Raw genomic sequence first — 22505 nt, forward strand, 5'->3', positions numbered from 1 at the left:
TCAATTCCTCTACCAAAAGAAAAGCAGCCCAGCTCAAGAAACGAGCTAGACTGCTTTTTACATCATTATTCTTTTCTCTCGCCAATAAACGGCCACCAATTCGCTTGGCCGAACGTCTTCACCATGACCGGCATGAACAGCGGCAATATGATGAAGGCGTAAAGCAGCAGTCCGCTTAGGATAATCGTTGCGATTTGAAGCAGTGACAGCACGCCTGACGGGTACATCGCGGCGAACGTTCCGCCGAGGATGACGACCGCCGAGATGATCACCGTACCCATGTTCCGCATTGCCTCAAGCATCGCCTGCTGTACACTCAGTTCTTTGTACTCGTTAAACCGGTCCATCAGGAAGATGCTGTAATCGACTCCGAGCGCCACGAGAATGACGAAGGCGAAGAACGGCACCGCCCAGTTGATGCCCGAATAGCCCATGATGTTCACGAAAATCGTTTCAGTGATTGCCATCGCTGTGTAATACGTCAGGATGAGCGATGCGATAATGTAAAGTGGCATGATGAACGAACGCAGCATAATCATTAAAATAATTCCGATACCGAGCAGCATGAGCACGACCGTCCGCGCATAATCGGATGCCGAAATTTCGTTCAGATCAGAGTAGATGCTCGTTACTCCGCTGATCGCGTAGTCGGCGTTCTCCAGATTCGTGCCCTTTGTTGCGCGCTCGACTGCTGCTTCAATATCATCGACCTTCGCCAGCGCGTCCTGTGAATAAGGATTCTCGCTCAGCACCACGTCCATCGTCATGTACTTGCGGTCCTTGGACATATAATTGTCGAACACTTGCTGAAACTCATCATTCGCAAGCGCGTCTTCCGGAATGAACCAGCCTGTCATCTCTTTGTCGCTCGTTTTAGAGAGTGTGGCTAAATAATCGTTCGCCGAGTCCAGACCATCCGACACTTGGTCGATGCCGTCCACACTTTGATCAAGTCCGTCCGTTAACTGAACGAGCTGGCCGTCCAGCTGGCCGAAACCGCTTTTCAGCTGTTCCTGACCGCCCGCGATCTTGCTCAACCCGTTCGAGAACTCCGGCATTTTTGCCGTCACCTGACCTTGGCCGTCCGCGAGTTGATCAAGTCCATTTTCCAGCTCAGAAAGTCCAGATTCAATCTGGCCGAGGCCATCTGCGAGCGCCTGCTGCCCTTGTGAAACTTGTGACAAGCTGCTGTTCATCTGCTGCAGGCCTTTTTGCGATTCTGCCAGTCCGCCGTTTAACTTCCCAACCACGCCTGCTAGTTCACTCGTTCCTGTTCTCACTTGGCTTACAGTGTTTTTAATTTTTTCGTAATCGCCGTTATCATTAATTCCTGGATAAGCTTCCTCCAGATTAGTGAAGTTGCCAGAAAGACCAGCCAGCGCCTGTGATGACCCCTGGAGATTCGCTTGAATTCCGCTGTACCCTTTTTGCAAATCACCAAGCCCTTGTTCTACCTGCTTGTATTTTTCTAAAAGAGTCGCGGTTCCTTTTGACAGCTCCTGTGTTTTCGTGCGGATCTGCTGGATGCCAGTGGTCAAATCGTCCGCTCCAGCCGAACCGTCACGTATGCCCTTCTCAATTTTGCTAAGAGCATCCGTCACATCGTTCACACCGGATTTGAGCGCGTTTGTCCCGTTGATGAGCTCTCCGATGCCATCGGTCGTCTGCTTCATTTTCGGCTGTGATTCGCTTAGCTGTGTGCTCGCCTCTGCCAATCCTCCGCTGATTTTCTTTAACCCGTCATTCCCTTTGCCGAGCCCCTCGCCGAGCGTATCCACTTGGTTCGACACATACAGGTCGCTCAATTCCTCGCCGACCGGGCGAGTGGCGCTTCGTACTTTATCGACGCCGTCCACCTTTTCCACTTCACGGCTGATTTTTTCAATCGTCGTCAGGTAGGCTGATTCGTTCATCGGCTCGTCGTTCTTCACCACGATTTTTGCCGGAAGCGATTCGCCCGGACCAAAGCTTTCTGAAATCACATTAAACGCTTTGACGGAATTGTATTTTTCCCCGATCTCGTCGAGTGAGTTGAACGAGAGGTCGCCGTCATACGTCGCTAAAAACGGAACCGTAATCGCCGCCACGACAGCGAGCGATGCGAGCGGACGCTTCAATGAAAACGTGCCCGCAGCCGCCCATAACCGGCTTTGCTTATGCTCCATCGAACCCTTCGCCGGCCAGAAAATCTTCTTGCCGAGCACGATCATGAAAAAAGGAACGAGTGTGAGCAGGGCGATTAACAGGACAGCCACACCAATCGCCACCGCTGCGGCCGACTGATACAGCTTGAACTGTGAAAAGCCGATCGCCGCAAACCCGATCATCACCGCCAGACCGCTGTAAATCACCGTTCGGCCCGCCGTTTTATATGTCGCTTTAATCGCATCCGACAACGTTTCATGATGCGCCATCTCTTCTTTAAAACGGCTCAATAGCAGGATGCAATAATCCGTCCCGATGCCGAACAGGACGGCAACGAGGAAGATCTGCGTGAACGTCGACAGCGGGAAATTATACTGATCGACTAAAAAAGCCACGATCGATTGCGCCGTAATATAGCTCAATCCCACTGTCACGAGCGGGATAAGTGGCGCGACAAACGAACGGAACACGATGAAAAGCACAGCCAGAATGAAAACGAGCGTGATATATTCTGTCTTTTTCAGCCCTTCCTGCGAGCTCATGACCACATCTTCATCAATCATCCAGCTGCTCGTGTAATAATGGTCCACCTTTACATCGTCGATCGCACCGTACAGCGCATCCGAAATTTCGGACGCTGAGCGGTCGTTCGCCGTCACCGAAACGAGGGCGAGCACCGTCTTGCCGTCTTTTGAGACTAGCTGTTCCTTCAGATCTTTCTCGGTGAAATGCGTGACAACCGACGTGATGCCAAGCTTTTCTTTTTCGCTTTGCAGCTTATCGATGCCGCTCTGTATCGCTTCCATATCGGTGGAATTGAGCTTATCTTTTTCGTGAAAAACAAGCGCCACCTGCGAGCCGTCATCGCTTTTGTCCTGCTCACTCATCTCATCAAGCAGCTGACTCGCATAGCTGGACGAATAGCCGTCTGGCACGTTGATCTGCCCTTTTTCACGGACAAGATCGACCATATTCGGCGCCGTCGTCACAAGAACTGCGACCACCGCCACCCAAGCGGCAAACACAAACCATCTTGCTTTTAAAATGGCATTCATGTTGTTTTCTCCCCTTCTGTTCCTTGAAGCATGCCGCTCAGCTTTTCATACAGCGAAAGAAACGTTTCAATCTCGTCCTCGCTAAACTGCTGCAAATAAGAAGAGACGATTATGAACACCTTTTCTTCTGCCCATTGAAACACTCGCTGCCCTTCCGCTGTCAGCGTTAAATAAACGATACGTCGGTCTTTCCGGTCACGAACGCGCTTAATGTAATTTTTCTCCGTCATGCGCGTGATGATTGCCGTGATCGCACTCTTGTTCACGCAAAACGCATCCGCAAGCTCTGTCGTCGTGCACGGACTAAAATTCTGAAGATACCTCATCATGTTCAACTGATCCATCGTCAGTTCATCTTGAATCTGTTCCCTAATCAGCGAACTGAACCGCTTGTTCACCGTAAACGACGCCTTATCAAACCGCTGCATCACCTGCTGCATACGCACAATATCCATATCTATTCAACTCTCCATCTTGTTAGAAGTAATAGTTCTTAACGAAAACAGTTCACGATGATAACTATAATGCGTTCGGGTTGATTGGTCAAGAGGGAATGAGCCGGGGATAGGGGTCCGGTACGCTAAAGTCATCCTTTCTTTAGCTTGCGCGCCAATTTGAAAAAATGCGTGCCACACTTAGGGTTTCCGCGCGACAACTCGACAACTAGATTTTGCGCGCCATAAAGCAAGGGATTCGCGCCGTTAACCTTATTCGCGCCACTTCCTTAATCTTGCGCGCGACTTCTCCTGACATATCATAACTTGCGCGTCGATTTACAAAGCTTTCGCGCCAAGTCCACAACAGCAACAACATCAACTGGAACTTCAACCCCGAAACACCTAATCAACCTTTTAACAACCAACCCACAAAATGAGCAATCACAAAAGAAGGAGGGGTCCGGTACCATTAGTACCGGACCCCTCCTTCTTTAAGCCTTAATCAACCCCTGATTAAACGCATAGATCACAGCCTGCGTGCGGTCCTGTACATCGAGCTTGCTCAGTACGTTGCTCACGTGCACCTTCACTGTCTTCAACGCGATATACAGCTCATCGGCAATTTCCTGGTTCGACTTGCCTTGTCCCATGAGCAGCAAGATTTCCATCTCGCGGGCGGTCAGTTCCTCGTGCGGAAGCCGGACCACTTTTTGCCGCATGCGGCTCATCATCTTGCCAGTCACCTCTGGCTCGAGCACCGATTTTCCACCATATGTGTCGCGGACAGCGGCCGCTATATCGCCCGCTTTTGACGTTTTCAGCATATAACTTACCGCCCCCGCTTCAAGCGCCGGGTACACTTTTTCATCATCAAGGAAACTCGTCACCACGATAATCCGCGCTTCCGTCCAAGCAGAAGTAATCTCGCGCGTTGCCTCGATTCCGTCCATCACATCCATGACAAGGTCCATCAAGATGACATCAGGGCGCAGCTCGAGCGCCATGTCCACCGCAATCCGCCCGTTCTCCGCCTCACCGACCACTTCAATATCCGGCTGTGCGGACAGGTAAGCCGATACCCCGATCCGCACCATCTCATGATCATCTACTAACAGCACTTTAATCATCATTTTCATCTCCTGCCGCAATAATCGGTACCTTCACTTCCAATCGGGTACCCTGGCCGGGAACGCTCACCAATTTTAAGGTTCCGCCAATCTCGGCTGCGCGTTCCTGCATGTTCTGCAAACCATACGAGCCGGTTTTCTGTTCATCCATCATAAAGCCGACCCCGTCATCCTCCACTCGCAAAATAATCAGATCATCTCGCTGAATTAGCAGGATCTGTGCTTTTTTCGCTTCAGCATGCCGCAGGATGTTCGACACCGACTCCTGCAAAATGCGGAACAGGTGATCCTCGACCCCTTTATCGAGCTGTATGGTCTCGATCTTCCACTTCAGCTCGATCGGCACCTTTTGCAGCAGTTCACCGAGCAGCTCTTCCATGCCTTTTTGCAGCGACTTGCCGTTTAATGCGGCTGGCCTTAGATGCAGCAGCAGCGCCCGCATCTCGAGCTGTGTCTGATGGATCGTCTCTTCCACCATTTTCAGCTGCTTCGTTTCGCGGTCATCAGACTCTGGCCGCGTTTCGTTTACGGCCGACAGAATCATGCTCGCAGCGAACAGCTGCTGAGACACCGAATCATGCAGCTCGCGCGCGAGCCGGTGGCGTTCCTGCGAGATGATGTCTTGAATCCGCTTCTCCTGATCGACAGCCTTTTCGGTCGCCATTTTCTGCGACTGCCGGATCGTTTCGCCAAGCTGCTGCTGAATGGCGGCTACCCGTTTCATGACCGCGCGCAGCTCCAGTCCGCCCGCTTCTTTTACATTCACCTGGCGCCCGTCCTCGATCAGCTTCAACGTTCGCTCGACGATCTTCAGCTGTCGTCTTGACGAGATCCCTGTGAACATTCCAAGAAAGGCACCAACCATGATAGCAGCAAAAGGCACAAATAAGCCAAACGGCACGTCAAACACATATGTTGTCCATAGGTCGTTTTCATTCTCTAACGGAAAATACCAGTACAAACTTGCCGAAACGAGCACAAGCACCAAAAAAGCGACAACAACACCAGAAATCATATTCTTCAGCACCGTACTCATACGCGCTTCACCTCCAGTGTGCCCGCTCCGATGCTAGTTAAGATCCGCACCTTCCGCTCTGCCTGCTCGTATTCCTTTGTCCGGTAATACAGGGTCTGATTGAAGATGTTAGGTTCTGACTTTTCAAAAATGACGGTAGAACCTACGAGCACCGAATGCTGCACACTCACATCGATTTCATAAGGAAGCATGATTTTCACATTACCGATCAGGTTGCGGATAAAGATAATAGCCTCGCCGTCCGGCAGTATCGTCTGACTTAAGTCAACGACCGTATCGCCGACTCCGCACTGCACGTTAATGTCGTTCCACTCGTACACATCATCCGGCGTCGACTGCTTGCCGAACCACACGTTCTGCAGCAGAGATTTTCGCTCGTACAGCTCTTCCTCTGCCCCTTCAACCGGCCCAAGCAAGACGGGTTCAATCACAGCAGGATGTTGTTTCGATTGGTAAAACTGAACAATTATAAAAAGTAAAGCGACGATCAGCAGAAACTTGAACGCCATTAGATTAAAAATGGTCACGCCTAAAATGATCACGCCCGCCCAGAATGTAATTTTCCCGAACGTTCGATGCCACTTTTTTCTTCCAAGAAAGATCAGAGCAGCAGACAGTGCGCACACGAACACGATTCCTTCGCCGTTAAAGGATGCTTCAAGCAATAACAGCACCACTCCAATTAATAGAATCCAGCTGATCACGTCGCTTTTCTTTTTCTGCCTCATGTGCCGTCACGCTCTCTTTCTGTAGAAGGTCGGGGTCCGGTACACCCCCTCAACAAACCGCGCTGTTACCCTCATTTACTTTGAATGGTACCGGACCCCGACCTTGAATTCCACTATAGCAAGATATAGCTTTTTGCAAAGGTGATTAATCGGCGTATCTAAAAGTTAATGTCTATAGTATAAGGGCAACTAAGGCTGACTTAAAGGCTTGGCGTCAGCCAAGTTTTCTTTAAACATGAAAAGGCGCACAGCAAAGGCGCCTTTCCTTACAACACTAACCTATCCTTTAGTTCGCCGCGTTTGGCACTTCTTCCTTCACCATCTCTTTTTCCAGACGGGCGAAGCGGGCTTCCATCGAACTGCGCTCATAATTGGCAGTTACCTTTTGCTCGAGGCGCTCGATGAACTGCTCGATCTCATCGAACCGGAAAGATGGGGAGCCTCCCACTCCATCTGGCTTTAGCACTTTATCGATGCTTCGGTTGGCGCGCACCACGTTCTCGCGGCCCATGAGCTCCATGCGCTTGATGTACATATCCTTCAGCTTGTGCTTCATCTGCTCGTATTTTTGCTCGAGCTGCTCGAGATCACGCTCTGCCCTCTCACTCGTCTCACGCAGCTGCGCCGCGCGCAGTTCGTACTGCTCTTTTTCAAGCAATGCAAATTCATATAGATCGTGCTCGCCCGCTCGCTGAGCAAGATCTGCCTGGCCCGCTCGCTTAGCCGCCATTTCCTCTGCTTCCTTCCGTTCACGGGCAAATTGACCGTTCAGTGTGCGCTGGCGGTCGACCAGCTTGCTGATTTTGTGCACCTCTTGCTCAGATTGGCGTAAATAGTGGTTCAGCAGCATGATCGGATTTTTCTCTTCCTTCTGATCCATCAAATCGTGAATATCAGCCATAATCGTGTTCTTCAATCGTTCAAATGCGTTCATTTCACATCGCTCCTTTTAATTTTTCTTTAGTTCCGCCCATTGGCGTTCAAAGTTTGTAAACGGGTCATCTCCTGCAGCTGCAAGCTCAGCAGCCGGCTCACTGTTCCATTTTTTGTACACCACATACATCACGTACAGTGCGACGACACCTAGGATCGCCGGCAGGTTAGAGATCGACGCACATAACGCGATCACACCGATTACACCCCATAGCACTTTCTTTCCTGTCGTTTCTGCACCCGTAAATTTCTTGAACGCGTAATACAAGATCGCCAGGCCAATCGCGAGACCCGCCATGGGCCCTAGATTTGCCAGCAGCACAACGGCTGCGATTCCTCCAATAATAAGCAAGCCAAATTTTTTCATGTGTGGCTTCCTCCTTTCATACATTTAGCTTACCTAACTGGGAAATTTCTCATAATGGACCACAGCTATAATTTCAGATAAGACTTGAGGCTTATGCCAATATAGGAGAAAATAAGAAATGGGAATTTTTTCTTGAACAGACTAGACAAAGAGGGGATCTGAACATGCAACTGAATGTAGAGAAGAAAAAGAAGCACCAAACCACCTACAAGCCCATCGTCATTCCAATGCTTGCAGCGATTGTGCTTCTCTCGCTCGTTTTTCTGAATTACTTGCAAAAAGAGTTGAAGCTGCCGACTGACGACTGGAGCCGTTCGATTGAGCTCCCGAACAATTCAGGCAACGACACGCCATTTCTTCAGCATAAAGACGGCCATACATTCGTCTACACTGCCGGCCAAACAGGTATTCAGAAGCTGGAGCTGGATGAAGACCTTCATGTGGTGAACACGACAAAATCAAAAGCGGTACTCGATGAAAACGCCCGAGTTTGGTCCGACGGCAAGCAATTTGTCTCCACGTCGGCTCAAAAGCTCGTCCTATTAAAAGAAGGCAAAGAAAAAGTGCTGGCAGAAAACGTTTCATTCATGGCTCCTGCCAAAAATATGGTGTACTATTCAAGCGAAAACCGAGTGTTCGCCTATTTGCCTGAAAAAGAAAAGACGGTGGAGGTAAACACATACAACGCTCCTATCTCCAGCCTATCCGGCAGCCTTCACCATGATTCTGTGATGGCGACCGTCACGGCAGATGATAATCACACCGTCCATTATGCGACCAAAACAGAAGACAGCTTCCGCTTGTCCCCTGTCTTCTCGATTCAAAAAATTTCGACAGAATCGCTAATCGGCGTTAAATTTGCTGAATCAGACAAAGACCTGCACGTGATCTACACGAAATACTCTGTTGCCGGTGGAGCGCGGACGTATATCTCTTTTTACGGATCAGCGCCGGTTGAAAAGCTGGAAAATATGCCGTTTAATCGACTCAGCTTTACCAATAATCAAGATTTGGTATTAGATAAGCCCACTCAAATGGACATTTTTATGAAAGGCGAAACACCTAACCTTCTTTTCGCTTCGAGAGGCATGCTCACTTCTAAGAAGGATTCGGTTAACATTTATACCGCGCAGCCGGAAAATAGCGAGTGGAAAGCAGAACGCATCAGTTCAAGAGATACCTACAACCGCTCGCCTGCTACGCTTGATGGCAAGAACATCTTCTGGCTTGGCAGCATGAGTGCCAAAGGAAACCAGCTGTTTGCGGCTAGCAGCAGCCCGCTCGTTAAGGAAGAGAGCAAGCAAATAACCCGGACAGACTTGATAAACGCGGCTAGCAATACGATACCCGCTTTTATCATCTCGTTCTTTGCCATCTTGGTTGCCATGGTCTGGGTCCTGCCGACAGTATTGTTGTTATTGGTTGTCTATTTATTTAAAAAGCAGTCGTTTGAAGATGAAAAGCCATGGATTTTCTGGTCGTTCGCTCTTCTATTCGCTGCCGCTCAAACGATCGGCATCCAACGATTGTTTAACGATTTCTTTTACGATGCGGCGCCTAGCTATTTGACATTCACTTGCAGCTCTTACGTGATTCCCGTCGTAATCGCCGGACTAGCCTTGCTCGCACTGCGCGCAGCAGCCGGCAAAGACTGGACGCTTCTGCACAAATCATCCTTTTTCACAGGAATGAACCTGCTGATTGTCATGCTGCTGGTCGGCGTTTACGTGTACTAAACGATTGCTAAGGAAGCTGCCTGCTGTATCCATATAAACTGAACTCTTTTGAGAACAGCTCCTGCACGAGCTCTTTCGTAACAGTGTCATAAAAGCTGTGCAGCGAAGGAAGCTGGTTCGACACGAAATGATAGCGTGTGATCACTTGATCGGCAAATTCGCCGGTAACATTCATCATCTCTTGATTGTGATGAGGTGATTTGGCCAGTTCGGCGAACGGAGAGTGCTTCAGTTGATATTGGGTCTCCCAGGCAGCAATTTGATTTTTCAGCTGCTCTAGCTTTACGAAACGAGTCATAAACAGCTCCTCGCCCTCTACATACTGACCGGCAATGTGCCCGTCCACATGCGGAACCTGTGCGCCTGACTGCTTCACATAATATAAAAATTGCTTAAACGTCAGCCCGTCATGATACGGATACATGTTTTTTGCTTTCTTCCACTCTATTTTTAATGGACCTGATGAAGGATAAACAAGGTTCATGCGGGATAAATGCAAATACGAGCTGACTGCTCGTGCATACGGATTGCGAACAAGCTTGAAGACGGGCTTGCTTTTTTTCATAACGGCCGTCTCAATATTCTCAACATAGCCTGGCTGCCTGTAAAAATGGTTCACACGATACAAGTGGATGTTATTTTCTACTTTTTTTGATGATTCAAGCAGGTTCAGCTGATAAAAAAACCACTTGATCAAGGTTGTGCATCCGCCTTTTTGGCTGAAGAAAAGGATAAACGGAAATGCCGGATCATAAAGCGGCGTCCGCCATTTCAAATGGTTCGTAAGAGCACTGTTTTTGTCCATGTTTTCACCCGTTTTGTTCAATATACTGTTAAGTGTATGAAGCTTTTTGGCTGCATGATTGGACTTTTTCGCCCATGGTCAAAGCAGATTGCGTGATTGTGCTGCGCAACACCTGTACAATAAAAGAAAAAGTTTCTTTAAAGGAGAATACGTCATGACAACGGTATACGATTTTACTGCGACAAACATTAAAGGCGAAGAAGTGCCGCTCGACCAATACAGAGGCAAGGTGCTTCTGATCGTGAACACAGCGAGCAAGTGCGGGTTCACGCCGCAATACGAAGGTCTTCAGCAGCTGTATAAAGAGCTGAAGGAAGAGGGTCTGGAGATTCTTGGATTCCCTTGTAACCAATTCGGTGCACAAGAGCCTGGGTCTGAGAACGATATTCAGGAGTTCTGCCAGCTGAACTACGGCGTCAGCTTCCCGATGTTTGGCAAGGTGGACGTAAAAGGGGACAATGCCTCCCCTCTTTTCCACTACTTAAGCAAAGAAGCACCTGGCATACTCGGCTCTAAATCGATCAAGTGGAATTTCACAAAATTCCTGATCGACCGCAACGGCCGTGTTGTCAGCCGTTTCGCGCCAACCGACAAGCCAGAAGCACTAAAGAACTCAATTCAAGAGCTGCTGTCTGAAAAAACAGTCAGTTAATGAGGCTGTTAAACAGCTGTACGACTGTCCTCGGGCGAGAAATGGTTATTTTCGGGCGAGAATATAGATTTTGCGGGCAAGATTTAAGATTTACCGACGAAAAATTGAAATTTACGGCCATCGCCAAATGACAGACCAAATGAAAACGCCCGAGCCAGCTGCAGCACAGCCGGTCTCGGGCGTTTTTCATCTACTCTACACTCCATAGCTCTTAAACTTCTCAGCTAGCACCTTCATCTCATCATCCCCGAGCAGCACCGGTTCACCACACGACTTGGCGCGGTAATAGATCTCCGCGCAGAACTCGATCTCTTCAGCGACGTTAAAGGCCTGCTGGATGGACGCGCCGCCTGCGAGCATGCCGTGGTTGGCAAGCAGCACCGCGCGTCGGCCCCGCATCCCTTCAAACGCCAGTTCAGCGAGCTCTACCGTGCCGAACGTCGCGTACGGCGCGCAGCGGACGGTGCCGCCGGCAAACGCCACCAAATAGGAGATCGGCGGAATGTCCCAGTTTAATGTGGCAATCGTGCAGGCGAAGGGCGAGTGGGTGTGCACAAGCGCGTTCACATCGTCTCGATCACGGTAGAAAATCATATGCATGTCAAGCTCGCTCGATGGCTTCCGCTTTCCTTCGACCACCGTTCCATCCAGGTCAAGGACGACCACATCCTTAGGCTGCGTTTCCATATAATCCAACCCGCTCGGACTGATGGCAACAAGCCCCTGCTCCCGGTTAAAGATGCTGATATTGCCGCCGGTTCCTTTCGTCAAGCCGCTTTGAAGCATCTTTTTCCCATACAACACGACCTGTTCCCGTTCTTGCTGTAATAACATGCTGCACCTCTTTTATATGGTTTGGCCTTTCAATAGCTCGGCTAAATTCTGTTCAAACGGCGCGTGCACGATCCCTTTTTCCGTAACGATCGCCGTAATGTTCTCGTGCGGCGTCACATCGAACGCCGGGTTGTACGCTTTCACGCCAGGAGGTGCCGTCTGCACGCCGTACAGGCTCGTCACCTCTGACGAATCGCGCTCTTCGATCGGAATGCCGGCTCCGTCCGGCGTATTCCTATCGATCGTCGGTGTCGGTGCCGCCACATAGAACGGAATGCCGTAATGCTTCGCCAAAATGGACACGCCGAGCGTACCAATCTTGTTCGCCGTATCGCCGTTCGCCGCCACACGGTCACAGCCGACGATCACCGCGTCGATCTTGCCCTGAGACATGACGACTGCGGCCATGTTATCGGTAATGACCGTCACATCGATACCTGCTGAATGAAGCTCGAGCGCCGTAAGCGTAGATCCTTGCAGACGGGGACGTGTCTCGTCACTGTACACTTTAAAATTCCAGCCGCGCTCTTTCGCCAAATACATCGGCGCCGTCGCGGTGCCGTACTTAGCTGTCGCAAGTGCACCCGCATTGCAATGTGTCAGCAAGCCCATGCCGTCTTTTAAAAGGGTGAGCAGATTCTCGCCGATCGCACGGTTGATCTGTTCATCCTCCGCATGAATCGCCTCTGCTTCCCGCTTTAACAAATCCTTTACCTCTACAACGGTTAAACCGCTGTTCTGCTCTGCGACCCGTTCCATCCGCTCAAGCGCCCAAAACAGGTTAACAGCTGTTGGACGAGATGTCGCTAAATAAGCGGAGGTCTTTTTCACAGCTTCCAAAAATCCTGCGCGATCTGTGCCGCCGTGATTCTTCACGCCTAAATACAGACCGTACGCCGCAGACACACCGATCGCCGGGGCGCCGCGCACTTTCATGACCCGTATCGCGTCCCACACACTCTCGGCCGTTGTGTACGCTTCGTATTTCACCTCATTGGGTAAAACCGTCTGATCGAGCAAAATCAGTTTCTCATCTTCCCATATAATCGATATGAGATGTTTGTTCATCGTTTTCTCTCCCCGTCTTCCAGTTCACATCATGCTGTGCTTGTTTCAGCGCACCGATATAATCAGCGCCTGCCTCAAATTCGTTCCGGTTCTTGATCAACCGTTTTGCCGCGGTCAGCAGCACACGCTCCGCTGCTATTCTATCATGTTCATCCGCAATCGAGCTGATATCCTTCACTCCAGCAAGCCCCACGATCCGGCGGATAAGCTCTAGACCGGCAACGGCCGCACTGTCCGCCATCACGTTCTGCAAATAATACGCGCGAAATCCTGGCTCCTTCGCCATGACATCTTGAACAGACGCATCCCATAGCGCAGTGAATTTCGTGCGAAACAAATCCACCACATCGACGATCGTCTGCTCAAGCCACTGCACATATTCCGTTCGCGCATTAACCGCGGTCGCATGACTCCATGCGAACATCAGGTTGGCGATCACGTTGCCGATGTCATAGCCCATCGGTCCGTAGAAGGCAAACTCCGGGTCAATCACTTTTGTCTCTTTTTCGGTTACAAAAATGGAGCCTGTATGCAAGTCCCCGTGCAGAAGAGCCTGCGCATTCGTCATGAACTGAAACTTCAGCTTAGCCGCTTCCAGCCGCAGCTCATCGTCTCCGTAAATCTCTTTTTCCACAAAATGCTCGTTTGGCGCAAACACGTCGTTGCGGCTGTTATGATTTTTAAACGGCTCGCTGTACACGAGGTCCTCAGTAATCTCGCACAGCTCCGGATTCGAAAACGCTGCGGCCGCCGCCTTCTTGTCTTTATGATTCATCACCACATCGCTCGAGAGCAGCAGCGTGTTCGCCATGAATGTCGTGATGTGATCGGCGAACAACGGGAAAATGCGCTGTTCATCCGTTAATGCGGTACGTAAAATGGTATACGACGACAAATCCTCCATCACACAGCAGCTCATCACATCATCATATTGAAGCACCTTTGGCACCAGTCCTGGCGCGAGCTTATCCTGCAGCAGGAGCACCTCGGACTCGATGCGGTTCCGGTCGGTCGACAGCTTGAACTCGTCGGATATGCGCGCCGTCACGCCCGCCTGCTTCACAATAACCGATATCCCTGAATTGACGTCTCGCACCCGAAACACATAATTCAAGTTGCCGTCACCGATCTCCTCGCACTGCAGTTCACAGTTCGGGGTAAACACGTCCAGCTTGCACCTGACATATTCCTTTACATCCTCTATATCCATCAAAAAGTAGTGCGAAAATGTTTTCTCCACTATGCAGCCCCCTTAGGTAAGCGCTTACAACACCACTTTCATTTTACCCTCCTGTATCCTAAACTGCAAAAAGAAAAAGGATAGGAATACGATTTCTGGTTTAGTATGCTGTTATTACGTAGAGCGAATGTAAGGAGGGCGACTTTATGGCATACGAAGAACAACCAACAAGCCAGGTCATGGTGACAAAGCTGCAACAAGTATTAGATAGCAAGATGACAAGAGAAGCGTTTCATTTGTGGGCATATAAATGGGTCGAAAACTTTGATAGCCGAGATCATCTAACGAGTGAAGAAGACAAATTACATCAATACTTTATTGTACTATTAGCCATCGATTTAGAAGTAGATAAAGATATTTACTTTCATTCAAGAGACGAACAACACGAATGGATGAAAAAAATACAAGCCGGTGAGAGACTTTCATCGTGAGTTCACATAATTAACCTGGCTTTTATTCTAATCTTATAAACTACACAGATAAAATGTACTCTTAATGAGCAAGCAAACGACCAGTCTTTGCGTGCACTGGTCGTTTAAGATGTAGGTTTTTTTTATGACTGCTTTCGCTCTCTCCGCAGCCTGTATTGAAAATATAGGAACACTGGCAAAGGAATGGCGATCCATCCGAGCGACTGAATCAGGTTGTTTACACCTCTGTTCTTTTCCTGCTCGTTAAACGAGTTCACGCCTGCATCGTAACGCTCTTGAAGGGCAAAGTCTGACGGGATATCCATCTTTGTTTCTTTTGCTAACGTGATTTCGCTGTTTTTAAACTCCACGTAATTCATGTAATACATTTGCGGTGATGATAAATCCGCGATATTTTTGAAAATCTCAACAGATCCTTTCATGAGCATCATCAACGTCACGAACAGGACAAGATACATATACAGCTGACGAAACATGTCTTCACTTCTTTCCCGTTTGAATTGTGCAATGCATACAGCGAGAACCGTGCCTGCAACCAGCACGCCAGCCCCCGGCACGAGCCAGTCCAAATCCATCAGGTATCACCCTCCGCCATTTTCTATATATCTATTTTCCAGCAGACACGTTTATTTCCTTTTTATTTTCGTAGAATAACAGTTACACGTGAAACAACACGGCGAGTAAAAGGAAAAGGAAGATAAAAAATGTTCGGCTGCTATTACGTAAGCACGGTAAAGCAGCTTGATGAGCGGTCATCCTCCACGCACGGGTTTCGCCAAGCTTCTCCTATCACACATTAAAAAAGCCCCACAAGGTGCAGGGTTGCACCAGGTGAGGCTTTTATTCATTCTTTACTTCCCAAACGAAGATAAAAACTTGACGCGGTCGCCCATTGGCGGGACGTTGTTGTCGACAAGCGCAATTTCAAGCAGTGCCGGACCGTCGCCGGTTAGCGAACCAAGCATGCTCATCGTCAAATCGTCCAACGACTCGACACGCGCACTCCTGATGCCCATCGCTTCTGCCATTGCTGCAATACGGACTGGCTCTTGCTCAAAGCGAGCGTGTGAGCGTTTGTATTGCAGGGTGTGGCCATGATACACCATTCCAAGGCGGGCGTTGTTCATCACCACAAACAAAATGGGCAGGTTGTATTCTTTCGCGGTGAGCAGCTCCATTCCGTGCATGAAGAAGCAGCCGTCACCCGTAATCGCCGCGACCGGGCGCCCAGGCTCTGCCAACATCGAACCGATCGCTGTGCTGATGCCGCTTCCCATCGCGCCAAAATGGACATTAATATCAAATGTGTTATTCTCTTTTACCTTCATATGATGAATCACATACGACATGAATTCCCCGATATCGACCGTGTATCGAGTGGAGGATGGCAAATAATCCTGCAGCTTCAGCAGGACGTTCTTCGTGTTGTAGTCCTCACCACTACCGCTGTCCGCACGTATTTGAACCGCTGCTTCATCCTTTTCAAATCCATAGGACTCGAGCTTCTCAATCAGTGCAGACAGAAATGCAGACACATCACTTTTTACCTCCAGATCCACCTCATACTTGCGGCCAAACACGGTTTCATCGATATCAACCTGAATCACATAGCGATCTTTTGTTAGGTTATCGTTCCAGTTGTTTGTAGCTGTCTCGCCAAGGCTCGATCCAAGAACGAGCAGTGTTTCCCCCCCGGTTCCGTTCACGAGCTCTGACGCCTTTTCATGTCCGGCAAAGCCAAACACACCAGCGCTATAGGGGTGACCAGACGGAATCATGCCTTTCGCCTGCGGTGTCGTGAGCACAGGCCAGCCTAAGAGCTCAGCTAGCTTTAGCACAAGGCGCTCAGCCCCTCGAATGCCTTGTCCGGCAAAAATATAGCCGCTCTTAGAACGAAAGAGGTGCTCTGCTGCGCGTGCGACCAACGCTTCACTCGGCTCAGCTGGCGAGTGCACCGGAAACGGCGGAAGCTCAGGCACCACGGACAGCACATCTAACTGCACATTGATCGGCATCGCCACATGAACCGGTCCTGGCACGCCTTCAAGCGCGATTTCCACTGCTTTCGCTACTTCTTCCAATAGAGAGTCCGAGCTTTTGACCGAGACACTGTATTTCGTAACAGGTGCGAAAACCGGCGAGACATCCAGCTCCTGCGAGGCGTTCAGTCCTTCCGTCTTCACCGGAACAGCACCTGTCAGAAACAGCACAGGCAGATGCTCTCTCATCGCGTTCGCCGCACCCGTTACAAGGTTCGTGGCGCCAGGACCGCTGCAGGCAATGCAGACACCAAGCGACTTGGAATATTTGGCATAAGCAGCAGCCATATAAGAGGCGGCTCCCTCATGCTTTGTCACGACCGGCTTGATCTCCGGCATTTCATACAATTCATCAAAAAAGGCATTTACCGAGCCGGCAGGAATACCAAACACATACTCCACTCCGCCGCTTTTCAAATAATCCAATACTGGCCGAACAGCTTTCATAAAAAATCGCTCCCCTATTAGCATTTTTTTACTATCTGTACTGCGATTATTGCTCTGAAAAATAGTGACTCTTCAAATCCTCAGCTGCAAGCGGACGGCTGAAATGATAGCCTTGCATGTAATAGCATTCCTTAGAAAGCAGGAAATTCAGCTGCTCTTCTGTCTCGACGCCTTCCGCGATTACGTCGAGCTTTAAATTTTGCGCAAGTGTAATAATCGTATCCGTAATGGCCGCGTTATTCGGATCAACAGTCACATCTCTCACAAATGTCTGGTCAATCTTCAAGGTGTCGATCGGAAAGTTCTTTAAATACCCGAGAGACGAATACCCTGTACCGAAATCGTCGATCGCAATTTTCACACCTAATTTTTTCAGCTGTCCCATCATTTTCAGTGTGAGATCGGTATTTTGTATGATGGCATTTTCTGTCAGCTCTAGCTCGAGCAGCTCAGCTGGAACACCAGATTCGGCCAGCGCAGAATGCACGATACAAATCAAATTCTTTTGCTTAAATTGCTGCGCGGCAATATTGATAGACATCTTCAGGCTGCAGCCAAGATTGTGCCATTCCCTCAGCTGGCTGCACGCTGTCCTGATCACCCATTCGCCGATCGGTACAATGAGCCCCGTCTCTTCTGCAATGGTAATGAACTCGAGCGGCGAAATCATTCCTCTTACTGGATGATTCCAGCGAATCAGTGCTTCTACTCCAAAGATGCGGTTTGTGCGTGCATCCACTTGCGGCTGATAAAACAGTAGGAATTCTTGATTCTCGAGCGCCTTGTACAAGTCATTCTCAAGCCTGACGCTATCCAGAGTGCGCACATCCATTCCCTGCTCATAAAACTGGCAGTTCCCCCCTGAGAGCTCCTTCGCCTTATACATTGCTGTATCCGCGTTCTTGATCAGCTCTTCACTGTCACAACCGTTCTTCGGATATAAAGCGACCCCAATGCTCGTTTTAACAAAGACTTCATTGCCGTCAAGATCAAACGGGCTATTGAATGACTCTAGGATACTCTCAGAAATACGCCGTACCTCCGCCTCGTTCTTTACACTCGGAAGAATAATGGTGAACTCATCACCGCCCTGCCGTGAAACCGTGCATTCAGGAGGAAGACAGGCGACGAGCCGCTCTGCCACTTTTTTCAGCAGCAGGTCGCCATAGCTGTGACCCATCGTGTCGTTGATCGTTTTAAAGCGGTCAAGGTCCAGGAACATAACCGCCAGCTGCTCATTGTGCAGTCGCTCATACGTCAGTGCCTGGTTCAGACGGTCCTTGAACAGCACACGGTTTGGCAGGTTCGTCAAGCTGTCGTAGTACGCATGGTACCTGATTTTCTCTTCCATCTGCTTGCGGACGGTACTGTCTTTAAAAGTGACCACATATCCAACCGTGCTCTCTCCTTCCACGATAGAAGAGGCCACAAATTCCACAGGAAATTTCGTGCCGTCTTTTTTGAAGAAATGCTCGTCCGTTGTGTTTTGCGGGCTCCTAGGAATCGAGAATGGCTCGTTCTCTCCTTCTCCAAGAGACCGCGCATATATTTTGCTGAAAGGAAGACCGATCAGCTCCTCTTTTTCCCTGTAGCCAAGCATGAACACGGCCGCCGGATTACAGAACGTGAAATGACCGTCCAGATCGAGGCCAAAGATACCTTCGCCTGCCGCATTTAAGATCAATTCATTCTCACGGCTGAGCCTTTTCAGCTGTTTGACAACATGCTCGAGCTCCGCGTTTTTCTGTGTCAGCTCACTCGTCCGCTCTTGTATGATGAGCTCCTTTTTCTCAAAGAAAAGCAGGTTAGCCAGCGCAAGTGCTGTCGCATCCACGATGGATTGTGCCAGCTGCCGATCTGATTCAGAAAATTCCTCCTCGTTCTCATCCAGATGCGGGACAGGAATCGCACCGAGCACTTCACCCATTGCCACAAGGGGCATCATATACATGCCCTTTATTCCAAACTGGCGGCACACTTCATGGTTCGGCCTCGGATCAGCGAACACATCGCGTATATAGACAGGCTTTTTCGTCCGCACAACCTCCTGAATCAGCTCATCCTTGCTCGAATCATAGTTGATCTCACCATGCTTTTTCATCCAGTCGTCTTCGTTCCAATCGCTGTCCTTGCTCAAGGAATTAGGTTTAATATTTTTTTCAACGATTGGGTCGAGTACATGTGCGGCAACGTTCGTGTTGTTCAACACTTTTCCCACATAATAAAAGCACGTGTTCAGCACATCCTGCATCGTTTCACAATGTGGCAGATCACGGTTAATATCGAGCAGCAGCTGTTTTTCAGCAATCAGGTTCTCTTTCCGACTCAGATCATTTGCATTTCTAATGGCAACAGCCGCCATATTGACGTACGCCTCAACCGTTTGAATTTCGTCACGCGACAAATTCATCGGTATGCCATAATCGAATAGAAACGCGAGCCCATAAATTTCATCTTCATAATAGATGGGCACACATAGCAGTGATTTAATGCTGAATGTATGTACCGCAGCAGGGTCTGGCCTTTTATCAGCCGATGTTTCCGGGATATAGATCGCCTGTTTCGTCGAAAGCACTTCTCTAGCCAACAGGTCTACCTCCGGATTAATAATCATTTTATCGAGCGTTATCCCGTTAATGACTTCAGGCTTGCCGGCATAGCCGCGAAACGTCCCGTCTCCCTGCGGCAAATAAATACCGACCGAGTCGCATTGCACGATCTCCTCCGAAATAGCCGATACGACGTATTCCAGTACATTTTTCAGTTCTAGCTTCATATTGATCAGCTTCGTAATTTCCGCGAGCCTGGAATAACGCGTTTGAACTTCAGACATAGCTCTCTCTCCTTGCAGCTTTCTATTAAGTTGTTAGCCTTCTCGTTAGGAAAATAGACTTTCACGTTTATATCGGGCATGTCTTGTCACCTTTCCAGTTCGCTGAAGCAAGTTAACAAAAACGCAACAAAAGGCCCAATAAATGGGACTATCTTTTCAGCAATAAATGGGGGTCCGGTACGTTTTCGTATAGAAGCCGCTGTAGAGCGGTTTCTGTGAATAATGTACCGGACCCCGTTATTTTGCTGATAGTGAAAAAGTGAATTGTTGTAAGAATTCGGGAAAGTGTTGTGAGAAGTTTAAAATATGCTGTAAAAAATGCTAATCTTGCTTTAAGAAACTTTGATTTTGTTGTAAACCTTGCAAAAATTGCTATAACGAGGCCATTTTGAACGCTGACAAGAGGTTGATTTTAGGACTAAAAAGAGTTTTTTGTTTTATTCCTTTAAGATGGATACGATAACGTCTCAATTTTCCTATAATAATGAAGCTTGAGCACCGATTTAACGTCGTTTTGAACTGATGATGCGGCTGCTATGCGGGGCTCGATACAACATGTTTGCACTTGCAATTGCGACAACACTTTTATCACGAAAAAAAGACCAGCCCTCTAAAGCATGGCCAGTCTTCCTCAAAAACTATCACTCTATCGACTTCAAATACTGCGTGATCTGCACGACCTCACCCTTTGACAGGTTCGGTTTGTCTTTGTACTGATGACGGGTGATCGCTTCCTCCAGCGTTTTGGCGCTGCCATCATGAAAATAGGGCGCGGTGTCATATATGCCGCGAAGTGTCGGTGTATCAAAGGACTTCGCGTCACGTGGGTTTAAATACCCCGCGCGTGCATCACCTTTTGACGCTCGGTCAACCGTATTTCCCGTTCCGATATCATGCAAAAACGAAATATTCTTTGTTGTCAGCTTCCCATCCTCATCAACAGCTTTCGTGCTGTCCGTAAACTGTGAGCCAGCGTGGCATGAGATACAGCTTGCCTTTCCTTCAAACAGTTCCTTCCCTTTTGCTGCATCCGCCGACAATTTCTTGCCATCTTCATACGGACTTTGCGGCGCCGGGAACGACTTCGGATCGTCTAAATACGCGAACATCGCATCAAACATGTGCTGCACATCGGACGGGATCGGCTTGCCTGGATCTAGTTCGCTCATGCCGCCCATCTCGCCCTGCACTGTGAGCAAGTAGTCGTTAAAGTCGTCACGGCTGCCGTCCCACATGAACAATCCGTTCTCTGTCGTCCCCACATTGCTCGGAACGTTGCGCATGCCCTTAGCCGTCATAATCGACAATCCATTAATATCACCGTCCGCATGACACGACGCACAGCTCATCCAGTTGTTTCCGGTAATCTCAGCTGCATACTCGTCGCTATTGGCACTGTAAAATATTTTCTTACCTTCTCGAACTAACGGAGTGAGCGAATCCTTCTGTATCAGCTTTTCATTTTCACCAGATAATCTTGCCTGCGAAAACGCCAATTTGCCTCCGGTCTCGACCGTCGCGACATCATGGCTCATCGCGTTATGCACATAAATTGTCTTGCCGTCCTTTGAAAGCACCATGCCTCTCGGGTTGTCGCCTTCAATGCGTCGGAGAATCTGGACCGCATTGCCGCCGCGCTTCAGATCAAACACCACAAGATCCTCGCTGCCTGACATGAGTGCGTATGCCTTGCTGCCGTCACGCTGAAACACGACATCGTACGGGTTGGACACAATCATCGCTTTATCGCTTTTATCTTTTACATTAATCGAGGTAAAAAGCTCTTTCCGCTGTTCAGTAATCTCTTCATCCTTCTTCAGATCAATCACCGAGATCGCCGGAAAAATCGTCTCTTCAAAATGAACCGGCGTGTCCACGTTCGTGAGCATGTGCGGCACCCAAGCCGTCTTACCATCGGGGCTGATTACGAACTGCTCGAGTGTGTTCGGAATGCCTTGGCTTTTCTTCACATCACTCACATCCGGAGAGTTCTCGAGCTGAATGACCTTCACGACTTTTTGCTTTTTCGTGTCAATTACGTCAATGCCTGCGTCCAAGTATTCCGGCACGTACAGCTTGCTGCCGTCTGCCGTGATCGCAAGCGTCCGCGGCCGGTTGCCAGTCTTGATTTCTTTTACCGTCTTCTCGTCCTCAAGATCGATAACCGACAACGAATCGGATCGGTAATTGGCCACATACAAAAGCTTTCCATCCTGGCTCGTTACAACGCCGTACGGCTCCACGCCTGTTTTAATGCTGTCGGTAACTTCCTGATCTTCCACTGAAATCACGTTTACTTTGTTATCGTACATGCACGTCACGTAAAGCTTTTCTTCATCCGGACTCAATGTGAGCTGGCGCGGCTCCTTGCACACCGGCACTTCCGCGGTCACCTTTTTCTTTTTCGCGTCCATAAATGTGACCGAGTTCACATCAATATTGGCGGTGAAAATCGTTTTCCCGTCATGCGTCTGTATGATGTTGTCGCTGTTCACCGCGTAATCACGCGTTACGTTCTCTGACTGGCACCCGGCCGCCGCTCCTGTCATAAGGAGCAGAAGCAGAGAAAAGATGACTCGCTTCAATGCAATC

18 protein-coding genes are annotated in these 22505 nt (G+C 49.2%); 3 read left to right on the plus strand and 15 right to left on the minus strand.

All coding sequences use genetic code 11. The features are described 5' to 3' along the window. Positions 1-65: 65 nt before the first annotated feature. The 7 genes from ACFQPF_RS09305 to ACFQPF_RS09335 all read right to left on the minus strand — a co-directional run bounded on the left by ACFQPF_RS09305 (position 66) and on the right by ACFQPF_RS09335 (position 7828). On the minus strand, positions 66-3200 hold the full coding sequence (locus ACFQPF_RS09305; protein ID WP_379748894.1) for an efflux RND transporter permease subunit: 3135 nt from the start codon (positions 3198-3200) through the stop codon (positions 66-68). Then, complete coding sequence (locus tag ACFQPF_RS09310; protein ID WP_379748896.1) at positions 3197-3655, minus strand: MarR family winged helix-turn-helix transcriptional regulator; 459 nt, start codon at positions 3653-3655, stop codon at positions 3197-3199. Before ACFQPF_RS09310 ends, ACFQPF_RS09305 begins: the two co-directional genes overlap by 4 nt. 473 nt (positions 3656-4128) lie before the next feature. Next, positions 4129-4764, minus strand: coding sequence for a response regulator (locus tag ACFQPF_RS09315; RefSeq protein WP_379749140.1), 636 nt, complete (start codon positions 4762-4764; stop codon positions 4129-4131). Next, positions 4757-5800, minus strand: coding sequence for a sensor histidine kinase (locus ACFQPF_RS09320; protein ID WP_379748898.1), 1044 nt, complete (start codon positions 5798-5800; stop codon positions 4757-4759). The genes ACFQPF_RS09315 and ACFQPF_RS09320 overlap by 8 nt, the downstream gene beginning before the upstream one ends. After that, entirely contained in the window at positions 5797-6528 is a 732-nt protein-coding gene (gene liaF, locus ACFQPF_RS09325; RefSeq protein WP_379748901.1) for a cell wall-active antibiotics response protein LiaF, read from the minus strand. The genes ACFQPF_RS09320 and liaF overlap by 4 nt, the downstream gene beginning before the upstream one ends. A 286-nt stretch (positions 6529-6814) precedes the next feature. Beyond that, positions 6815-7462 carry a PspA/IM30 family protein gene (locus ACFQPF_RS09330; protein ID WP_379748903.1) on the minus strand — a complete coding sequence of 216 codons (648 nt, stop codon included), beginning with the start codon at positions 7460-7462 and terminating at the stop codon, positions 6815-6817. Positions 7463-7477: 15 nt separating this feature from the next. Continuing rightward, a complete protein-coding gene (locus ACFQPF_RS09335) occupies positions 7478-7828 on the minus strand; it encodes a lmo0954 family membrane protein (protein WP_379748906.1) in 351 nt (116 codons plus the stop codon). A 164-nt stretch (positions 7829-7992) separates the two neighbouring features. On the opposite strand from ACFQPF_RS09335, the gene ACFQPF_RS09340 reads away from it, so the two are divergent. Further along, positions 7993-9564 (plus strand): hypothetical protein, encoded by a 1572-nt coding sequence (locus ACFQPF_RS09340; protein WP_379748908.1) that lies wholly within the window; start codon positions 7993-7995, stop codon positions 9562-9564. 7 nt (positions 9565-9571) lie between these two features. On the opposite strand, the gene ACFQPF_RS09345 is transcribed toward ACFQPF_RS09340, so the two are convergent. Continuing rightward, positions 9572-10369, minus strand: a complete 798-nt coding sequence (locus ACFQPF_RS09345; RefSeq protein ID WP_379748910.1) for a sulfotransferase family 2 domain-containing protein — start codon at positions 10367-10369, stop codon at positions 9572-9574. Between the two features lie 154 nt (positions 10370-10523). Here ACFQPF_RS09345 and ACFQPF_RS09350 point away from each other — a divergent pair, with 154 nt between their 5' ends. Next, positions 10524-11021, plus strand: a complete 498-nt coding sequence (locus ACFQPF_RS09350) for a glutathione peroxidase (protein WP_379748912.1) — start codon at positions 10524-10526, stop codon at positions 11019-11021. 195 nt (positions 11022-11216) lie between these two features. Here ACFQPF_RS09350 and ACFQPF_RS09355 read toward each other — a convergent pair whose 3' ends face one another. Genes ACFQPF_RS09355 through mtnK form a run of 3 tightly spaced genes read right to left on the minus strand, consistent with a single transcriptional unit; the run spans position 11217 to position 14133 of the window. Further along, the gene (locus tag ACFQPF_RS09355) at positions 11217-11855 is read right to left on the minus strand and encodes an L-fuculose-phosphate aldolase (RefSeq protein WP_379748914.1); all 639 of its coding nucleotides are present in this window, start codon (positions 11853-11855) and stop codon (positions 11217-11219) included. A 12-nt stretch (positions 11856-11867) separates the two neighbouring features. Continuing rightward, a complete protein-coding gene (gene mtnA, locus ACFQPF_RS09360; RefSeq protein WP_379748916.1) occupies positions 11868-12923 on the minus strand; it encodes an S-methyl-5-thioribose-1-phosphate isomerase in 1056 nt (351 codons plus the stop codon). Next, complete coding sequence (gene mtnK / locus ACFQPF_RS09365) at positions 12886-14133, minus strand: S-methyl-5-thioribose kinase (protein ID WP_379749142.1); 1248 nt, start codon at positions 14131-14133, stop codon at positions 12886-12888. Before mtnK ends, mtnA begins: the two co-directional genes overlap by 38 nt. Before the next feature lie 176 nt (positions 14134-14309). Here mtnK and ACFQPF_RS09370 point away from each other — a divergent pair, with 176 nt between their 5' ends. Further along, positions 14310-14594, plus strand: a complete 285-nt coding sequence (locus ACFQPF_RS09370; RefSeq protein ID WP_379748918.1) for a hypothetical protein — start codon at positions 14310-14312, stop codon at positions 14592-14594. A gap of 122 nt (positions 14595-14716) precedes the next feature. On the opposite strand, the gene ACFQPF_RS09375 is transcribed toward ACFQPF_RS09370, so the two are convergent. The 4 genes from ACFQPF_RS09375 to ACFQPF_RS09390 all read right to left on the minus strand — a co-directional run bounded on the left by ACFQPF_RS09375 (position 14717) and on the right by ACFQPF_RS09390 (position 22462). Further along, complete coding sequence (locus tag ACFQPF_RS09375; protein ID WP_379748920.1) at positions 14717-15169, minus strand: hypothetical protein; 453 nt, start codon at positions 15167-15169, stop codon at positions 14717-14719. A 276-nt stretch (positions 15170-15445) separates the two neighbouring features. Continuing rightward, entirely contained in the window at positions 15446-17080 is a 1635-nt protein-coding gene (locus tag ACFQPF_RS09380; RefSeq protein WP_379748922.1) for a thiamine pyrophosphate-binding protein, read from the minus strand. 46 nt (positions 17081-17126) lie between these two features. Continuing rightward, positions 17127-19913, minus strand: a complete 2787-nt coding sequence (locus tag ACFQPF_RS09385) for a bifunctional diguanylate cyclase/phosphodiesterase (protein ID WP_379748924.1) — start codon at positions 19911-19913, stop codon at positions 17127-17129. Between the two features lie 641 nt (positions 19914-20554). After that, a complete protein-coding gene (locus ACFQPF_RS09390; RefSeq protein ID WP_379749144.1) occupies positions 20555-22462 on the minus strand; it encodes a beta-propeller fold lactonase family protein in 1908 nt (635 codons plus the stop codon). Positions 22463-22505 lie beyond the last annotated feature (43 nt).

The sequence above is a fragment of the Fictibacillus iocasae genome (assembly GCF_042665465.1).
GTDB classification, from domain to species: Bacteria; Bacillota; Bacilli; order Bacillales; family Fictibacillaceae; genus Fictibacillus; species Fictibacillus iocasae.